19 protein-coding genes are annotated in these 17,999 nt (G+C 71.6%); 11 read left to right on the top strand and 8 right to left on the bottom strand.

What is annotated here, in order from left to right:
- Positions 1–99 precede the first annotated feature (99 nt).
- Positions 100–1,116 carry a 4-hydroxy-tetrahydrodipicolinate synthase gene (gene dapA / locus FFT21_RS10515; RefSeq protein WP_137813626.1) on the top strand — a complete coding sequence of 339 codons (1,017 nt, stop codon included), beginning with the start codon at positions 100–102 and terminating at the stop codon, positions 1,114–1,116.
- The gene (locus FFT21_RS10510; protein WP_137813625.1) at positions 1,113–2,834 is read left to right on the top strand and encodes a ribonuclease J; all 1,722 of its coding nucleotides are present in this window, start codon (positions 1,113–1,115) and stop codon (positions 2,832–2,834) included. The genes dapA and FFT21_RS10510 overlap by 4 nt, the downstream gene beginning before the upstream one ends.
- A 28-nt stretch (positions 2,835–2,862) precedes the next feature.
- Here the strand turns inward: FFT21_RS10510 and vapC are convergent, their stop codons facing one another.
- From vapC to FFT21_RS10490, 4 genes are all read right to left on the bottom strand, one after another.
- Entirely contained in the window at positions 2,863–3,270 is a 408-nt protein-coding gene (gene vapC / locus FFT21_RS10505) for a type II toxin-antitoxin system VapC family toxin (RefSeq protein ID WP_137813624.1), read from the bottom strand.
- 3 nt (positions 3,271–3,273) lie between these two features.
- Positions 3,274–3,495, bottom strand: a complete 222-nt coding sequence (locus FFT21_RS10500) for a type II toxin-antitoxin system VapB family antitoxin (RefSeq protein ID WP_137813623.1) — start codon at positions 3,493–3,495, stop codon at positions 3,274–3,276.
- A 171-nt stretch (positions 3,496–3,666) separates the two neighbouring features.
- Positions 3,667–4,383, bottom strand: a complete 717-nt coding sequence (locus tag FFT21_RS10495; protein ID WP_225978283.1) for an asparaginase — start codon at positions 4,381–4,383, stop codon at positions 3,667–3,669.
- Between the two features lie 75 nt (positions 4,384–4,458).
- On the bottom strand, positions 4,459–5,832 hold the full coding sequence (locus FFT21_RS10490) for a DHA2 family efflux MFS transporter permease subunit (protein ID WP_264081639.1): 1,374 nt from the start codon (positions 5,830–5,832) through the stop codon (positions 4,459–4,461).
- Here FFT21_RS10490 and FFT21_RS10485 point away from each other — a divergent pair.
- From FFT21_RS10485 to FFT21_RS10465, 6 genes are all read left to right on the top strand, one after another.
- Positions 5,825–6,442 carry a MerR family transcriptional regulator gene (locus FFT21_RS10485; protein WP_225978281.1) on the top strand — a complete coding sequence of 206 codons (618 nt, stop codon included), beginning with the start codon at positions 5,825–5,827 and terminating at the stop codon, positions 6,440–6,442. The two genes, FFT21_RS10490 and FFT21_RS10485, sit on opposite strands and share 8 nt — an antisense overlap.
- Before the next feature lie 75 nt (positions 6,443–6,517).
- On the top strand, positions 6,518–6,670 hold the full coding sequence (locus FFT21_RS29685) for a Scr1 family TA system antitoxin-like transcriptional regulator (protein ID WP_225978306.1): 153 nt from the start codon (positions 6,518–6,520) through the stop codon (positions 6,668–6,670).
- Between the two features lie 19 nt (positions 6,671–6,689).
- Positions 6,690–6,908 carry a DUF397 domain-containing protein gene (locus FFT21_RS10480; protein ID WP_192909471.1) on the top strand — a complete coding sequence of 73 codons (219 nt, stop codon included), beginning with the start codon at positions 6,690–6,692 and terminating at the stop codon, positions 6,906–6,908.
- A 69-nt stretch (positions 6,909–6,977) separates the two neighbouring features.
- A complete protein-coding gene (locus FFT21_RS10475; protein WP_225978280.1) occupies positions 6,978–7,553 on the top strand; it encodes a Uma2 family endonuclease in 576 nt (191 codons plus the stop codon).
- Positions 7,554–8,017: 464 nt separating this feature from the next.
- Positions 8,018–8,461: a carboxymuconolactone decarboxylase family protein gene (locus FFT21_RS10470; protein ID WP_225978305.1), complete on the top strand. Its 444-nt coding sequence runs from the start codon at positions 8,018–8,020 to the stop codon at positions 8,459–8,461.
- A 124-nt stretch (positions 8,462–8,585) separates the two neighbouring features.
- Positions 8,586–9,755, top strand: coding sequence for a trans-sulfuration enzyme family protein (locus FFT21_RS10465; RefSeq protein ID WP_137813619.1), 1,170 nt, complete (start codon positions 8,586–8,588; stop codon positions 9,753–9,755).
- 9 nt (positions 9,756–9,764) lie between these two features.
- Here FFT21_RS10465 and FFT21_RS10460 read toward each other — a convergent pair whose 3' ends face one another.
- On the bottom strand, positions 9,765–10,511 hold the full coding sequence (locus FFT21_RS10460; protein ID WP_137813618.1) for a class I SAM-dependent methyltransferase: 747 nt from the start codon (positions 10,509–10,511) through the stop codon (positions 9,765–9,767).
- 383 nt (positions 10,512–10,894) lie between these two features.
- Here FFT21_RS10460 and FFT21_RS10455 point away from each other — a divergent pair, with 383 nt between their 5' ends.
- Positions 10,895–11,062 (top strand): hypothetical protein, encoded by a 168-nt coding sequence (locus tag FFT21_RS10455; protein ID WP_192909470.1) that lies wholly within the window; start codon positions 10,895–10,897, stop codon positions 11,060–11,062.
- A gap of 26 nt (positions 11,063–11,088) precedes the next feature.
- Here FFT21_RS10455 and FFT21_RS10450 read toward each other — a convergent pair whose 3' ends face one another.
- A complete protein-coding gene (locus FFT21_RS10450) occupies positions 11,089–12,321 on the bottom strand; it encodes an MAB_1171c family putative transporter (RefSeq protein WP_137813617.1) in 1,233 nt (410 codons plus the stop codon).
- A complete protein-coding gene (locus FFT21_RS10445; protein WP_137813616.1) occupies positions 12,318–12,773 on the bottom strand; it encodes a hypothetical protein in 456 nt (151 codons plus the stop codon). Before FFT21_RS10445 ends, FFT21_RS10450 begins: the two co-directional genes overlap by 4 nt.
- Before the next feature lie 317 nt (positions 12,774–13,090).
- Here FFT21_RS10445 and FFT21_RS10440 point away from each other — a divergent pair, with 317 nt between their 5' ends.
- Together FFT21_RS10440 and FFT21_RS10435 are read left to right on the top strand one after the other, a co-directional pair.
- On the top strand, positions 13,091–14,293 hold the full coding sequence (locus FFT21_RS10440; RefSeq protein ID WP_225978279.1) for an amidohydrolase family protein: 1,203 nt from the start codon (positions 13,091–13,093) through the stop codon (positions 14,291–14,293).
- 42 nt (positions 14,294–14,335) lie between these two features.
- Complete coding sequence (locus FFT21_RS10435) at positions 14,336–17,122, top strand: FAD-binding and (Fe-S)-binding domain-containing protein (protein WP_137813615.1); 2,787 nt, start codon at positions 14,336–14,338, stop codon at positions 17,120–17,122.
- 686 nt (positions 17,123–17,808) lie between these two features.
- On the opposite strand, the gene FFT21_RS10430 is transcribed toward FFT21_RS10435, so the two are convergent.
- Positions 17,809–17,999, bottom strand: a 191-nt coding sequence (locus FFT21_RS10430) for a transposase family protein (RefSeq protein WP_137813614.1), incomplete at its 5' end; no start/stop codon positions are given.

The following is a 17,999-nucleotide window of genomic DNA, read 5'->3' as shown; positions in this document are numbered from 1 at the left end:
GCCGCTGGGCAACACCTCACCCGGTCGAGTGGTACCGCGCCATCGAGTTACTCGTGGCCACCCCTCCTGACCAGGAGTGGCACGCGGTAGCGTCACCCCATGACCGCATGTCCGACCGCCGCGCCCGGACGGCCGTTCGGGCGGATACTCACCGCCATGATCACCCCGTTCAACGCCGAGGGTGAACTGGATCTCGACCGCGCCCAGGAACTGGCCAACCACCTCGTCGACCTGGGCAACGACGGCCTGGTGCTGAACGGCACCACCGGTGAGTCGCCGACCACCACCGACCGGGAGAAGTTCGAGCTGACCCGGGCCGTGGTGGACGCGGTGGGGGACCGGGCGACGATCGTCGCCGGTGCCGGCACCTACGACACCGCGCACAGCGTGCACCTGGCCCGCGAGGCGGAGAAGGCCGGCGCGCACGGTCTGCTCGTGGTCACCCCGTACTACTCGCGGCCGCCGCAGGCCGGCCTGCTCGCGCACTTCACCACGGTGGCCGACGCCACCGAACTGCCGGTGATGCTCTACGACATCCCGCCGCGGTCGGTCATCCCGATCGAGGTGGACACGCTGCGCCGGCTCGCCGAGCACCCGAGGATCCTCGCGGTCAAGGACGCCAAGGGAGACATGCTGGCCGGCGCCGACGTGATGGGCAGCACCGACCTGGCCTACTACTCCGGCGACGACCCGATGAACCTGCCGTGGTTCTCGGTCGGCGCGGTGGGCTGCGTCAGCGTGATCGGGCACGTGGTGGCCGGCCGGCTGCGCACCATGCTGGACGCCTACGAGAACGGCGAGGTCACCCTGGCCAGGACAACCAACGCCGCGCTCATGCCGGTGTACCGGGCGTTCGGCCGGGTCGGTGGTGTGATCTTCTCCAAGACCGCGCTGCGGCTGCGCGGCTACGACGTCGGCGATCCGCGGCTGCCCCTGCCGCCGGCGACCGCCGACCAGGAGGAGGCCATCGCCGGCGATCTGGCCCAGGCGGGCGTGCCGCTGGCCGAGACGCCGCCGTCGCACCCGTCCACGGCGCACGCCTCCGCCGCCGACGCGGCCGCGGCCTACATTCCCACCACAGCCTCGCTACCCGAGACTCGCACGGAGCGTCCATGAGCCGGGCGGACAACGCCAACCCCGACCTCTTTCCGGACACCCCATTCGCCACCAACCCGCCGCCGGAGCTGCCCGAGGGCGGCCTCCGGGTGGTCGCGCTCGGCGGGATCGGCGAGGTCGGCCGGAACATGACCGTCTTCGAGCACGCCGGCCGGTTGCTCGTGGTCGACTGCGGGGTGCTGTTCCCGGAGGACAGCCAGCCGGGCGTCGACCTGATCCTGCCGGACTTCCGGGCCATCGAGTCCCGGCTGGAGGACATCGAGGCGCTGGTGCTGACGCACGGCCACGAGGACCACATCGGCGCGGTGCCGTTCCTGCTGAAGCTGCGCCCCGATCTCCCGGTGATCGGCTCCCGGTTCACGCTCGCGCTGGTCGCCGCCAAGTGCAAGGAGCACCGGCAGACGCCCACGCTGATCGAGGTCACCGAGGGCCGGCGGACCAGCCACGGGCCGTTCGAGTGCGAGTTCTTCGCGGTCAACCACTCCATTCCGGACGCGCTGGCGGTGGCCATCCGCACCGCGGCCGGCCTGGTGCTGCACACCGGCGACATCAAGCTGGACCAGTTGCCGCTGGACGGCCGGCTGACCGACCTGGCCGGCTTCCACCGGCTCGGCGACGAGGGCGTGGACCTGTTCCTGGTCGACTCCACCAACGCCGAGGTGCCTGGCATCGTCGCACCGGAACGGGAGATCGGCCCGGTGCTGGAGCGGGTGATCGCCGGGGCCACCCAGCGGGTGATCGTCGCCTGCTTCGCCAGCCACGTGCACCGCGTTCAGCAGGTACTCGACGTGGCCGAGGCCAACGGCCGCAAGGTCGTCTTCGTCGGCCGCTCGATGGTGCGCAACATGGGCATCGCCGCCGACCTCGGCCTGCTCCGCCTCCCGGAGAACCTGCTGGTCGACCTGGACGAGGCGCTGTCCCTGCCGGACGACCGCGTGGTGTTCGTGTCGACCGGGTCGCAGGGCGAGCCGCTGTCCGCGCTGTCCCGGATGGCGCAGGGCGAGCACAAGCAGATCCGCATCCGCTCCGGCGACACCGTGGTGCTGGCCAGCTCACTGATCCCGGGTAACGAGACCGCGGTGTTCGCCGTGGTCAACGGGCTGATCCGGCTCGGAGCCAACGTGGTGCACCAGGGCAACGCCAAGGTGCACGTGTCCGGCCACGCTCCCGCCGGCGAACTGCTGTTCCTGTACAACGCGGTGCGGCCGACCAACGTGATGCCGGTGCATGGCGAGTGGCGGCACCTGCGCGCCAACGCGGAACTGGCGATCAGCACGGGCGTCGCCGAGGACCGGGTGGTGATCGCCGAGGACGGCGTGGTGGTCGACCTGGTCGACGGCACCGCCCGGATCGCCGGCCGGGTCGAGGTGGGCCACGTCTACGTGGACGGGCTGTCCGTCGGCGACGTCGGCGAGTCCACCCTGTCCGACCGGCTGATCCTCGGCGAGGGCGGGTTCATCGCGATCACCATGGCGGTGGACTCCAGCACCGGTCGCGCGGTCGCCCCGCCGACCCTCTCCGGCCGAGGCTTCTCCGACGATCCCAAGGCGCTGGACGCCGTGGTCCCGCTGGTCGAGATGGAACTGTCCCGCACCGAGGCCGAAGGCATCACCGACACCCACCGCATCGCCCAGGCCGTGCGCCGGGTCGTCGGTCGCTGGGTCGCGGAAACCTACCGCCGCCGCCCCATGATCGTCCCCACCGTCATCCCGGTCTGAGCCCCGGCGGTGGGCCGACCTGCCCGGATCACCGCAACGATTCGGTGCGCAGGTCTGGAAGAACGGCGGCGATGGTGTCGAAGTCCCGGTCGCGATGAACCAGGGTCGCTCCGGTTCTGGCCGCGACGGCAGCGATCAGGCAGTCCACCAGCTTGCGGACGGGTTGGCCACGTCGCCGGGCCGCTCGATACACCGCCGCGGCGGCGTGGAAGTCCTGATCGAGATCGACGCTTGCCAGTATGAGACCGGACGTCAGCTTCTCCAGTTCGTCCAGCGCGCGAGAGTTCCCAGCACCGGCGAGAAGCTCCATGACGATTGGCTGCGTTGTGGCGATCTCGCCGAGTTCATGGCGGAGGAGTCGCCGAACTTCGTGGTGCGCGGGCGAGCCCGTGGCCCGCAGGTACTCGATCCAGGCCGAGGTGTCCAGCAGCAGCATCCGCTACCGGATTTCCCTCAGACGCTCGGACGTGGAGGCGCGCATCTCGTCCAGATCGCCGGTCCACCCGATGCCTTCGAGACTCCCCACGAATTCGGGAGAGAGACGAGGCCCGGCCAGGCGACGCAGTGCCAGGTCCACGGCCTCCCGCTTGGTGCGCAGCCCGAATCGCCGCATCACCGCAGTAACCAGCTCGTCGTCAATGTCGATGTTGGTGCGGCTCATACACCAACAATACACCTTGGGTGTTCGGGGCGACTTCCGATCGGGACTCCGCGAAGCTCACCGCGGTCGGCGACCGGTTGACACGGCTCCACCTCGCGGGCTCCGGTAGCGAGCATCGCAGCCTTCCGTCGCGACGGCCGTGTGTTCCGCCGGGATCGACCGGGTCACCGGTCAGCCGGCGTTGCCGTAGCCGCCGGCCCTGGCGAAGGTCGCGCGGATGGTGGTGTCGTCGTGCCCGCCGGCGATGAGGTCCACCTTGGGTACCGCGACGGTGGTGCGAGAGGCCGGCCGGTTCACGATCCGTGGCTCGCCCTCGACGACGTAGCCCAGCGGCCCGCCGTTGGCCGAGCGAAAGGTGGCCGGGTTGGTGGTGTGCGCCTTGCTGACCCGGCTGGCGGCGTGGATCTCGTCACCGAAAACGACCAGGACGCCGAGACCGCGTGCCTGCCGGCTGGCCGCGACCTGGACGGCGGCGAGCAGATTGGCCGGCCCGTCCGCTCCGGCCAACGTCGGGTTGCGCATGGCTCCGGTCACCACCACCGGCTGAACTGCGCCGTGCCCGAGGTCGAGCAGGTACGCCGTTTCTTCGATGGTGTCGGTGCCCTGGGTGACCACCACCCCGTCGACCCCGCCGGCGAGCCGACCCCGGACCGCCGAGGACAGCGCGGCGATGTCGTCGAAGCTCAGCGAGGCGCCGGGAACCCGCCGGAAGTCCTCGACCTCGACGGCGATCCCCGTCTCCGCCAAGCCGGGCACCGCCGCGACGAGTTCGTCCGCCGACAGTGCCGGAACCACGCCGCCGGCGTCGCTCGCCGTCATCGCGATCGTGCCGCCCAGGCCGAAAACGACGACCCGCCCGGAGTCCTTGTCCGCCGCCAAACCGGCCACGGTGCTCCTTCCCGTGCCGACGAGTGCGATCGCCGAACCATATCCGCCCGGCTGCGGTGGCACGTGGTTGTCGCTTCACCGGTCACCTAGCTGCGGCGCGCCCTGGTCCACCTCCTCGAACAGCGCCGCCGCCCGCCGGGCGGTGTCCAGCGCCCGGCGCCTGGTGCTGAGCAGGCCCAGCACCAGGATGCCGACGCCGAGACCGAGCACCAGCCACCACACGCCGTGCGCCGCACCGGTGGCCGCCGTCCCGCCGCGTGCCATGCCCGATGCCGCGATCGTTCCGGAGATCGCGACGCCCAGCGTGGTGCCGGTCTGCCGCCCGGCAGAGGCCAACGAGGCGGCGACCCCGGCCATCGAGACCGGCATTCCGGAGACCGCCGTGTTGGTGATCGGCGGGTTGACGGTGCCCAGGAAGACGCCGAACAGCAGATAGACCGCGAGCACCGCGGGCAGTGGGGTGGCCGGTCCGAGCCAGAACGACGCGCCGCCGCCTAGCGCCAGTGCTGCCCCGGCGACCACCAGCGGCAGCCGGGGACCGCGCGCGCCGACCAGCCGGCCGGCGACCGGGGAGAGCGCCAGGACCAGCACGCCGACCGGGAGCAGGCACAGCCCGGCCGTCAGGGCGGACATGCCGCGCACGTCCTGCAGGTACTGGGTGGTCACGAACAGGAACGCGCCGAACCCGCACAACCCCCAGAGCGCCATCAGGATCGCCGCGCTGAACGGCACGCTGCGGAACAGGCGCAACTCCAGCAGCGGGTCGACCCGGCGCGGTTCGTAGCCGAGGATGCCCAGCACGCCGAGCACGGTGACGGCGAGCAGGCCGAGGATCACCGGCGAAGTCCAGCCCAGCGCCCGGGACTCGATGATCGCGTAGACGACGCTGCCCAGCACCAGGATCATCAGGGTCTGGCCCACCGGGTCGAACCGGCGCGCCCGGGCGGCCCGAGACTCGGGCACGAACAGCGCGGTGCACGTGACCGCGGCGGCCACGATCGGCACGTTGATCCAGAAGATGGACCGCCAGCCGAAGCCGTCGACCAGGGCGCCGCCGAGGATCGGGCCCAGCGCCAGCGACAGGCCGGACATCGCGCCGAACACCCCGATGGCCCTCGCCCGTTCAACCCGGTCCGGGAAGGTGTTCGCGACGATCGCCATCGCCACCGGGTTGAGCATCGAGCCACCGACGGCCTGCAACGCACGCGCCGCGATCAGCCAACCGATGCCCGGCGCCAGGCCGCACAGCAGCGAGCCGAGCCCGAAGGTGGCTAGGCCGGCCTGGAAAACGCGCCGGCGGCCCACCCGGTCGGCGGTGGACCCGCCCAGCACCAGGAAGCTGGCCAGCACCACGGTGTACGCGTCGACCGTCCACTGTAGACCAGAAACCGAGGCGTGCAGGTCGCGACGAATCGCCGGCAGCGCGACGTTGACGATGGAGATGTCCATCACCACGACGACGATGCTGGCGCAGCAGATCGCGAGCACCAGGAGTCGGCGGCGTCGACCCAATTCGGGCACGCCGCGCCGCACCGGCGGGCGCTGGACGGCCGTGGTCTCCGGCCGCGTTGAGATATTCATGAATCACGACGCTAGGATTTCGAGCGTGCTCGAAGTCAATCGGTCGGCGGTGCCCGAACCCGCTCGGTCCGATACCCAGGAGGGCCTGACCATCGCCGAGGCCGCCCGCCGAACCGGGGTCAGCGTGCATACCCTGCGCTACTACGAACGCGCCGGCCTGGTCGTCACCACCGTCGACCGCACCGCTGGCGGCCGGCGGCGCTACCAGCAGCGCGACCTCGACTGGATCGTCGTCTGCACCAAGCTGCGCGCCACCGGCATGCCCATCAAAACCATCCGGCGCTACGCCGAAATGGTGTCCGCCGGCCCCGGCAACGAGCAGGAACGGCTCGCCCTCATGGAGGCTCACCGCGCCGACGTGACCGCCAAGCTCGCCGAGCTGGAGGAGAACCTCACGCTCATCGACCGCAAAATCAACATCTACCGGGGTCGGCTCGCCGCCGGCGACGCCGACCAACTCTGGGCACCTCCGCCCTAGCGGTTTTCCTGGACGAGGATTTTCACTCTGCCGGGCTCATCCGCTCGGCCGTTCGGGTAAACAGCGACGAAGTCTATCGCCTACGTCGAGCACATGGGCGGATCCGTCCATATCGAGGATGACGCGGACGTGCGCGCCTGTACCCTGGCGTTCGACCGCCTCCGCTCCGTGGCGCTGAGCCCGAACGACTCACTCGCTCTGATCCGGCGGATGGCGGACGAGCTGTGAGCGGGGAGGCGCGATCCGAATGTCCACAGTGGACCTTTCCCGAGTCCGGTGGCGAAAGAGCAGCCGCAGCGGGCACGGCAACAACGGCGACTGCGTCGAGGTGGCGTGGTCCGGCGACGCGGTCGGCGTTCGCGACTCCAAGAACCCCGCCGGCCCCGTCCTCGTCCTCCCGGCTCACGCCTGGCATTCCTTCCTCGCCGCTCTCGACCGCGGCTGCTTCGACTCACCATCACCGTGATCTTGCAAGTCATGGCCGCCCATGCCGGCCTGCCTTGCGGTGGTCCGCGCAGGCGAGGAGAGGGTCTTCATGACCGCGCTACCCGAGTGGATGCTTCTGCCCCCGGAAGGGCTCGGCGCCGCGGACTACGAGGCGCTGCCCGAGGAGGTCTCCCGCCGCATTGAAGTGGTGGATGGAGCTGTCCTCGTCAACGTAACTCCGCGCCGTTCGCACCAGATCATCGCGCGGCGTCTCGCGAACGTGCTTGAAGAGGCGTGCGGCTCGGGCTCTGCGGTCGCGACGGATGTCGATCTACGCCTGCGGGACGTGCCGTTGCTGAACCGCCGGCCGGACATCGTGGTCTACGAGGCGTCCGTGCCAGATGACGACGTCCTTCGTCCCCACCATTGCGTTCTCGTCGTGGAGGTCATGTCACCCGGTTCGGTCACCGCTGACCAGATTGACAAGCCGGCGGAGTACGCAGCCGCCGGGATCGTCCACTTCTGGCGGGTCGAGATCGATGAGGCCAACTCATATCGACTGACGGTGTTCCGCTACCGGCTCGACCCCACGACCAAGTCGTACGCGTCCGCAGGCGTCGAGGTGGACAAAATGGTGGTCTCCGATCCGTTCACCGTTTCCGTCGACTTCGCGGATCTTCGGTAAAGATCCCTCGAGAATCCTGATATGCGGGACCATCCGGAAGAACATCCCGGCATCGTCTTTCGTCCCGGTCCGACCGGCGGGCGCGCCGGGTTGGTTGGTGGTCCGGACGTGTGGGCGGTCATCGAGACCTTGCTGACCGTGCGGGAGGCTGAGCCTCAGCTTCGCGGGGGACGCCCTCGTCGCCGCGACGGCCGAGGCGATCGGCGTGTCTGCGGGCAAGGTCCAGAGCGCGATGCGGTACTACGCGGTTCATCCTCAGCAGGTCGACGAACGGATCGCGGCGAACCGGGAGGCCGCCGAGGTGGCCGAGGCCGCGTGGCTTCGGCGCCGGGGACCCCGCCGCCAACGGCGTTCATGGTGACGTGCGGCACGGCTGTCACATCGCGACCGCGTGGTTCGTCAGAGCGGTGACAGGACCGATGGCGGTCGACGTGACAGCAAGGAGGACAGCCGTGCGGCCACGCATGAAGAACCCGGTTTTTGTTGTCCCTGACGCGTACCGGGCGATGATGGACCTGGCCGAGGCGACGAAGAAGACCGGCGTTCCGGAGACCACGCACCACCTGGTTCACCTGCGGGCGAGCCAGATCAACGGATGCAGCGTCTGCGTGCACATGCACGCCGCGGAGCTGCGCGAGGCCGGCGAGAGCGAGGAGCGCATCGACACCGTGGCGGCCTGGCGGGAGGCGCCGTTCTTCACCGACGCGGAGCGTGCCGCGCTGGCGCTCACCGAGGCCGTGACACGGCTCGCCGACCGGCCGGACCCCGTGCCTGACGAGGTGTACGAGGAAGCCGCCAAGCACTACGACGAGCAGCAACTCGCCGGCCTCATCCTCTCCATCGCGCAGATCAACGTCTGGAACCGGGTCAACGCCGCCACCCGGCAGGTCGCTGGCCAGCGCCCCTGAGGGCAGCGGTTGCGCGGTCACCGCGTCGGGACGCGGTGACCGCGCACGGCAAATCCCTCGATCCCGTGGTGGGCCGCACCGATACTGGGCAGCGGCGGCATAGCGACGGCGAGGGAGGCTTCCGGTGTCCTACGGCGACGACGCACACTTCGAGACCCTGGCGGTGCACGCGGGGGAGCGGCGGCCCGGACCGGAGGGGTCCGTGGTGTTCCCGCTGTACCAGGGCACGGTGTACGAGGTCGAGCGGGACACCGGCTACCACGGCATCAAGTACATCCGGCTGAACTCGACGCCGTCGCAGCGGTACCTGCACGACAAGCTGGCCGCGCTGGAGGGCGCCGAGGCGGCCGTCGCCACCGCGTCCGGCATGGCCGCGATCACCACCGCGCTGCACACCGTGCTGCGCGCCGGGGACCACCTGCTGGTCAGCGACTGCCTGTACGGGGGAACGCACGACTTCCTCACCGAGCACGCCGAGCAGTTCGGCTGGGAACACACCTTCATCGACCCGCGCCGGCCGGACACCTGGGAGGCGGCCCGCCGGCCGAACACCCGCGCCGTCCTGGTGGAGACGATCAGCAACCCGCTGATGCGGGTGCCGCGGCTGCGCGAGGTGGCGGATTTCGCGCGCCGCAACGGGTTGGTCAGCCTGATCGACAACACGTTCGCCACCCCGGTGAACGCCAGGCCGCTGGCGCTGGGCTTCGACCTGGTGCTGCACAGCGCGACCAAGTACCTCAACGGGCACTCCGACGTGGTGGCCGGCGCGGTGCTGGGCCGCGCCGAACTCGTCGAGCGGGTCCGCACCACGCTGAACCACTTCGGCGGCAGCCTCGACCCGCACGCCGGGTTCCTGCTCGCTCGCGGCCTGAAGACGCTGGCGCTGCGGGTCCGGGCGCACAACGAGAACGCGCTCGCGCTGGCCCGGTTCCTCGCCGACCACCCGGCGGTCGCCGAGGTCAACTATCCGGGCCTGCCCGGGCACCCGGACCACGCGCACGCCGCCGAGCTGCTCTCCGGCTTCGGCGGCATGCTGAGCCTGCGGCTGGCCGGCGGCCTGGACGTGGCGGAGCGCATGATCGAGGCGCTGCGGCTCCCGTACCCGGCGCCGAGCCTGGGCGGCGTGGAAACCCTCATCACCCGCCCCGCCGCGACCTCGCACGCCGGAATGAGCCGGGGGGACCGCGAGCGCATCGGCATCACCGACGACCTGGTCCGGGTCAGCGTCGGCGTGGAGCACGCCGACGACCTCGTCGCGGACTTCGACCAGGCGCTCGCCAAGGCCACCCTGTAGCAGCAGGTGCTACCGCCGCACCGCGTGCAGGTGCCACACGGCCGAGAGGACCCGGCCCCGCTCGTCGGTGCGCAGCGCGCCGAGGTCGATCTCGATGCCGACGCCCTCGAACGAATTCGGGTCACGCCGCGCCAGGGACTCCCGGGTGAAGGCGATCGTGTAGTCGGTGTGCTCGATGCTCCGGATGTCCCAGTGCTCGCCGAGGTGGGCGCGCAGATCGTCCTGGCTCACCGAGATCGGCATGCGCATGCCGCCGGGTTCCGTGTCGGAGAAGGCGAACAGGTGCAGGTGCGCGCCGGGCCTGGTGACCCGGTGCAGCGCCGCGGCGTACCGGGTGCGGTCCTCGTCGCCGAGGCAGTGGTAGAGGGCGCTGTCCAGCACGGTGTCGAACCGCTGCTCGAAACCGGCCAGCTCGGTCGCGTCCGCCGGCACGAACTCGACGTGCACGCCCCGTGCCTCGGCACGTTCCCGGGCGCGGCGCAGCGCGGTGGGCGCGGCGTCCACCCCGACCACCCGGTACCCGCGCTCGGCGAGGAACACGGCGTTCCCGGCGAGCCCGCAGCCGACGTCGAGGACGTCGCCGCGGAAGCCGCCGCGCCGCTCCAGTTCGACCACCGCGGGCTGCGGGCCACCGATGTCCCACGGCGCCACGTCGAATCCGGTCCCGAGCCCCTCGACGGGCGGTTTGCCCTGGTAGAAGGCCTCGAAGTCGACGTCCTCCGGTGCGAAGGCGCCGCCCTGCCCCTGGTTGCTCACGGTTGTCCCCTTCCCCGTGGCTTGCGTTCCTGATTAACTCAACAGGCGTTGAAATACTGCTCCGCGTACCTGCCCGGCGTCAACACTCGCCGCCGATGTTTGCGCGGCGCGAAAAAATGCGTGATACGCATGATCTGCCGCTAGCGTGGTGCCATGACCGAGGTGACGACGAGCGCGCTCCGGGTGCCCGGGGCGAGCCTGTACCACGAGGTGCGCGGCCACGGTCCGGCGCTGCTGCTGGTCGTCGGCGGAAACGGCGACGCCGGCACGTTCCGGGGTGCCGCCGAGGCACTGGCCGACCGGTTCACCTGGAGCACAAGCTGCGCCAGGACCCGCGCTACGTCCCGGACGTCGAGGCGCTGCGGGGCGCGGGCGCGCGGCTGGTGCTCGCCGGCGGGCGGGACTCCCGCGAGGAACTGCCCTACCGCCCGAACGCCGAGCTGGCCCCGCGGCTGGGCACCGAGGTGACCGAGTTCCCCGGCGGCCACGTCGGCTACGCGACGCATCCGGCCGAGTTCGCCGCCCGGCTGGCCGAGGTTCTCACCCGGTGACTCCCGGCCGTGCCGGCACGGCGTGACTACCCCTCGCGCGCCTGGTCGGGCACGTGCGTGCCGGGCTCCGCGCGGGCGGCGGCCGCGACCACCGGCGAGCGCCGGAACGCGGTGGCCACCCGAACCAGCCGGTCGGTCTCGCCGCGCAGGTCGCTGCGGCCGGCCGGGTCCGCGGCGGGCGCGGCCGGGGCGTGCGTCGGCCGGCCGGCGGCCCTGGCCCGCAGCGCCGCCGCCAGCTTGGCCGCCTCCACGGTGGCCGCCAGCTCCTCGCCGGTGAGCCCGGCCAGCCGCGCCTGTCGCTCGGCGGTGGCCGCCACGTCCGGGTCGAACCAGGGCCGGAGCGCGAGCCGGCCGTCGTGGATCTCGATGACCCGCCGGTACAGCCGGAGGTCGAGATCGCGCACGCTCAGCCGGTCCGCGAGGCGGGACGCCGGCGGGTGCAGCGCGATCGCCGGCACCGCCCGGTACAGCGCCGCCCACAGCGGGTAGAGCCGGTGGTAGGTGCGGTACTCGCGCACCCAGCGATACAGCGCCGACAGCCGTGGCCCCCAGGCGGGGAGGGTGAGGCCGCAGATGGTGACCAGCGTGCCGGCACCGGCGAACAGCGGCACCAGGAACTCCCAGGCGCCGGGGTTCGCGCCCGCCCACGTGCCGACGACGTCGGCCACCCGGACCGCGCAGTAGCCCAGCGCGGTGATGGCGCCGACGGTGTTCAGCCGCAGCCCGCGACGCAGCCAGGGCCGGCCGGCGAGCCGGGCGAACTGCCAGGACATCCGCGCCGTCACCACCAGCGCCACGGCCAGCGTCACCACGTAGAACAGCAGGTAGGCGGTGACCAGCGGGCGGCCGGCGTTGTCCAGCAGGAAGTCCCGGTAGCGCTCCCGGGCTCCGGCGAGGACGAACAGCGTCACCATGGTGGCCAGCACCGGCCCGAGGACCAGTAACCTCCGCCGCACCCGAAGCCGGGCCAGCGCCGGCGGATAGGTCCAGAAAAGCAGCATGGCCTGCACCGCGAAGCTGTAGGCGACCACGCTCATGTGAATGCAGAACGCCGCCACGTTGGGCAGGCCGAGAATCGCATCGAGCGCGGCGGAGACCGCCGGTGTCGACACCGTGAAGATGGCGCCGAGCAGCGCGAAGTTGACGCAGAGAACCACCAGCGCCGGATTCCGCCGTAACGGGCGCAGCAGGCCGCTGGCCTTGTAGAGAAACGTTATCCAGGACGCGACAGCGCAGATCGGGAAGATGATGTCCTTCATCCGTGGTCCGGCGGGCCGCTGAGCGAGTCCTCGATTCTGGACACGATTCCGGCGGTTTCCGGGGGCGGGTTCCAGGCCGGTTCGGGCCGCTGCCGGTGGGCGCGTTCCAGGATCATCGACGCGATCAGTTCGGCCTCCTGCTCCTCCACCGCCGTGTAGTGGGTGCGGCCGAGCACCCGATGCACCATCGCCGGATCCAGGCTGGGGAACAGCAGGCCGAACGCGGCTCCGTCGAGCATCGGCGCGGCCTCGTGCCGGCAGAGCAGGTGACCGACCTCGTGCAGGACGATGTGTTCCTGGTGCAGCGCGGTGGTCTGCCGCTCGTAGAGGATGTACTCGGTGCCGGCGGTGGACACCCAGATGCCGCACGGTCCGTCCGGCGGCAGGTTCAGTGGCACGAGCCGGATCGCCCGCCCCCACCAGGTTTCCAGCCGCCAGCACAACTCGACCACGTCGAAGGGCGTGGGGATGTCAAGGTCGCGGACCCGTCTTTCGCACCGTCGGCGTAACTGCTTGCGATTAATCCTCTCCCGCTCTCCGTCCGATCCGCGCTGTGGCCGGGAGAAAACAGTCATCCGCTGCGCCCTGGTGGTTTAGCTCACGTGGTGTTCGCAGGTTAACACTTCGCGGAAGGTCGCGGGGAGTGATCGCCGGATGCCGGCGACTGGGCCGAAGGCGTTACGCCGCTGTTTCGCCCGTGGCGGACGGTGCCGGCGGCGCCGTGGGGCCGAATTCCGGATCCGGTGGTTTTCGGTAGGGTGGCGGTCCCGTGGACCTGTTGATCTTCGTAGCACGAATCCTTCCCGGCGACGCCGGCCAGCGGATCGACGACGGCGCGGTGCTGGTCTCCGACGGCCGCATCGTGGCCGCCGGCCACCGTGACGAGGTGGAACCGCTGGCGCCGCCGAGCGCCGAGCGGGTGTCCTTCCCGACCGGAACCGCCCTGCCCGGCCTGATCGACTGTCACGTGCACCTCGCCTTCGACGCCGGCCCGGACATCGCGGCCGCGGTGGCCGGCGAGAACACCGCGCTGGTGCTGGGCATGGCCGCCCGCGCGCAGCGGTTACTCGACGCCGGCGTGACCACCGTCCGGGACCTGGGCGACCGCGCCGGGCTGGCGGTGCGGGTCCGGGACGCGATCGCCGCCGGTCACCTGGCCGGCCCGCGCATCCTCGCCGCCACCGTGCCGCTGACCATCCCGGGCGGGCACTGCTGGTTCCTCGGCGGCGAGGTGGACGGGGAGCGGAGCATCCGGGACGCGGTGCGCCGCAACGCCGACGCGGGCGCCGACGTGATCAAGATCATGGTCACCGGCGGTCACCTCACCCCCACCGGGCCGGGCATGTGGGACTCCCAGTTCGGCGCGGACGAGGTGCGCGTCGCCGTCGAGGAGGCCGGCCGGTTCGGGCTGCCGGTCGCCGCGCACGCGCACGGCACGGACGGCATCGCCGCGGCCGTCGCCGCCGGGGTGACCACCATCGAGCACTGCACCTGGCTGCGCGACGGCGGGTTCGACGCGCCCGAGGACCTCGTCGCCCGGATAGTCGACGCCGGCATCTACGTCTGCCCGGCGATCAGCCGGAACTGGCGCGGCTTCGCCAAGCGGTTCGGCGAGGACAACGCGGCCGAACTGTTCGACCGGCTGCGCTGGATGGACGAGCGGGGCGTGCGGCTGGCGGCCGGCACCGACACCGGCGTGCCCGGCGCGGTGTTCGCCGACCCGGTGGGCGCCCTCGAGGTGTTCGCGCACGTCGGGTTCGCCCCCGAGCGGATCATCGAACTGGCCACGGTGGACGCGGCCGCCGCGCTCGGCCTGCCGGACACCGGGCGGCTCGTCCCCGGCAACCGGGCCGACGTGCTGGTCGTCGACGGCGACCCGGTGGCCGGCCTCGCCGCGCTGCGCGATGTCCGGCTGGTCCTCGCCGGCGGGCGGCCGCACGTCCCCACCACGGCGGCGCTCCGGTCAACCTGAGCCGGGTGCGCGAGCGCCGGCCAGTGTGGTGACACTGGAGGCGTGGACGCACTCGTTCGGGCGCTGGGCGACAGGATCTCCGGCGACGTGCGGGCCGACGCGGGCACCCGCGCCGCCTACGCCACCGACGCGTCGAACTACCGGCACGTGCCGCGCGCGGTGGTGCTGCCCCGCGACGCCGAGGACATGGCCGCCGTGGTCGCCGTGTGCGCCGAGCACGGCGTGCCGGTCACCCATCGCGGCGCCGGCACCTCCATCGCGGGCCAGGCGTGCGGCGCGGGCGTGGTCGTGGACGGCTCCCGCTACCTGGACCGCATTCTCGACCTGGACCCGGACGCGCGCACCGCGCGGGTGCAGCCCGGGGTGGTCCTGGACGACCTGCGCGCCGCCGCGGCACCGCACGGCCTGACGTTCGGCCCGGACCCGTCCACGCACAGCCGGTGCACGCTCGGCGGGATGATCGGCAACAACTCCTGCGGCTCGCACTCGGTGGCCTGGGGCACCACCGCGGACAACGTGGTCGCGCTGGACATCCTGCTCGCCGACGGCACCCGGCTCGAGGTGTCCGATGTGGACTCCGCGGGGCCGCTGGCGCCGGGACTGCGCGCGCTGGTGGACCGCAACCTGGCGGCGCTGCGCACCGGCATGCCCCGGCTGTCCCGGCGGATCTCCGGCTACGCGCTGGACGCGCTGCTGCCCGAGCACGGCGGCAACCTGGCCCGCGCGCTCACCGGCACCGAGGGCACCTGCGCCACGCTCTTGGCCGCGACCGTGCGCCTGGTGGAGAGCCCGCCGGTGCGGGTGCTCGCCGTGCTCGGCTTCACCGACACCTTCACCGCGGCCGACGCGGTGCCCGCGATCCTCGCGCACCGCCCGCTGACCGCGGAGAGCGTGGACACCGCGCTGGTCGGCGCGTACCGGACCAACCGGGGGCCTTCGCCGGTGACCGAGGCGCTGCCGGCCGGCGGCGCGTGGCTGTACTGCGAGGTCGGCGGGGCCACCGCGGACGAGGCCAGGGCGCGCGCCGAGGAACTGGCCGGCGCCGGGGAGTCCGCGCTGATCGTCACCGCGCCGGCCGAGCAGCGCGCGTTCTGGCGGCTGCGTGAGGAGGGCTCCGGGATCACCACCCGGCTGCCCGACGGCACCGAGGCCTACCCCGGCTGGGAGGACACCGCGGTGCCGCCGGAGAAGCTCGGCGACTACCTGCGCGCCTTCCACGGCCTGCTCCGCGAGCACGGCCGGCACGGTGTCTACTACGGACACTTCGGCGAGGGCTGCATCCACGTCCGGCTGGACTTCGACCTGGTCAGCCCGGACGGCGTGGCAGCGTTCCGGCGGTTCGGCACCGACCTGGCCGACCTGGTGGCGAGCCACGGCGGGTCGCTGTCCGGCGAGCACGGCGACGGTCAGGCCCGCGCCGAACTGCTGCCGAAGATGTACCCGGCCGAGGTGATCCGCGCGTTCGGCGAGTTCAAGGCGCTGTTCGACCCGGAAAACCTGCTCAACCCCGGCCGGCTGGTCGACCCGCTGCCGCTGGACGCCGACCTGCGCTGGCCCTCGGCGTCCACAGTGGACGTCCCCGTGGCGTTCCGCTACCCCCGCGACGGCGGATCGTTCGCCGCCGCGGCCCGCCGCTGCGTCGGCGTCGGCAAGTGCCGCAACACCTCCGGCGGCGTGATGTGCCCGAGCTTCCGGGCCACCCGGGACGAGCGGCACTCCACCCGCGGCCGGGCCAGGGCGCTGGTGGAGATGCTGCACGGCGAGGCGGTCACCGACGGCTGGCGCTCCGCCGACGTGCTCGGCGTGCTTGACCTGTGCCTGTCCTGCAAGGCCTGCCGCGCCGAGTGCCCGGTGGACGTGGACATGGCCACCTACAAGGCCGAGTTCCTGCACCAGCACTACCGGCACCGGCCCCGGCCGGCCGCGCACTACTCGATGGGCTGGCTGCCGGTGTGGGCGCGGGCCGCCGGGCTCGCGCCCCGCGCAACCAACGCCCTGCTGCGCCGGTCCGCGCTGATCAAGCGGCTCGGCGGGATCGCGGCGGAACGCGCCCTGCCCGCGTTCGCTGAGCCGTTCACCCGCGCCTTCCGCCGCCGGGCACCCCGCGCGGGCGGGCGCCGGGTGGTGCTCTGGCCGGACACCTTCACCAACGCGTTCGACCCGCACATCGGCCGCGCCGCGGTCGCGGTGCTGGAGGCCGCCGGCTACACCGTCGAACTGCCCCGCGGCCCGGTGTGCTGCGGGCTGACCTGGGTGAGCACCGGACAGCTCGGCGTGGCCCGGCGCGTCATGGCGCGCACCGTCCGGGCGCTCGCCGAACCCGTCGCGGCGGGCGTGCCGATCGTCGGCCTGGAGCCGAGTTGCACCGCCGCGCTGCGCACCGACCTGCCCGAACTGCTCGGCGGACCGGACGTCGAGGCGGTGGCCGGCGGCGTGCGCACCCTGGCCGAGCTGCTCACCGCCGGCGACCTGGACTGGCTCGCCGGGCGGCTGGACACCGACGCCGTCGGGCAGGTGCACTGCCACCAGTCCGCGGTGCTCGGTTCGGCCGCGGACCGGGCGCTGCTCGACCACGTCGGGGTGCGGGCCGAGTTCGTCGAGGGCTGCTGCGGGCTGGCCGGCAACTTCGGCTTCGAGCGCGGCCACTACGACGTCTCCCAGGCGTGCGCGGAGCACGCGCTGTTCCCCGCGTTGCGGGACGCCCCGGACGCCCTGGTGCTCGCCGACGGGTTCAGCTGCCGCACCCAGATCGCCCAGGGCACCGGCCGCGCCGCCGTCCATCTCGCCGAGGTCCTCCACCGTGCCTTGGCCCGGAATTCAGCCCACTGACCAAGCCCGACCGCGGCGGCCATGGGCGCGAACGAGGAAATGCGGAACCCGCGACGAGTACGCACCCTCGCCCTCGTCGGACCGAAGGCCGGCTCATGCTGGACCACGGGTTGGCCGGTACAAGTAAGCGCTTTTCAAACCCAAGACCTCTACCGCACGCGGCTACGACTCCTGGCGTGGTCCACGCGACGGTCGCGGGTTGGTCTGCACGGCTGATGCCGCTTCTTCAATCGCCTGTAGCGTGAGTTTCGGGAGGGCCGGAAAATTCGTTTTTTTCGGGGGCGGAGACCTGTCTGTCAGTAGCGCGGAATCTGATGCTCCATCATTGGATGATAGCCACCGGTCCGTCTCGCCGTCGTCGGAGTCGGCAACCCTGGGATACGATTGCCGATAGTGATGAGTAGGCTGATATCGCCTGCCTTTCTTGTTGACCGCTACGGTCGGCGACAGTGCGCCACCTTTCGCGCATTCTATGTGTTCGCGGCATTCGCAGAGAGGCTTTCGTGAGCTTATCCACAAGATTGTCGGCAACCGTGGCAATGGTAGCCGCGCTGGTCGGGCTGTCCGTGATCGTTCCTCCGCTGGGGTCTGCGGCCGAACCAAGCTGGTGCCAGCGTCAGCCGCGCGATGCGGTAGCGCAGATGTGTGCTGACCAGGCCCAGTACATGGAGCGTTATTCAGAGCCCTTACCAGCCAAGTCGGTAGAACTCAAGTGCGGTGACGATTCGGATGACATTCGGAAGCTCGGCGAGGTGCCCTCGAAAGCCGGTGGCAAGTATCTTCCAGTTCTTGACATGGGCGATGCATCGTTCGACGGCAGAGCGCAGTGAGGAGATCACCCTGTTGTTTGCCTTGTCGCCGATAGAGAGCTCGCCAC

The organism is Gandjariella thermophila (genome assembly GCF_005405885.1).
Taxonomy (GTDB): domain Bacteria; phylum Actinomycetota; class Actinomycetes; order Mycobacteriales; family Pseudonocardiaceae; genus Gandjariella; species Gandjariella thermophila.
The sequence above is the reverse complement of the archived record's forward strand: the minus strand, read 5'-3'. Positions and strand labels throughout refer to the sequence as shown.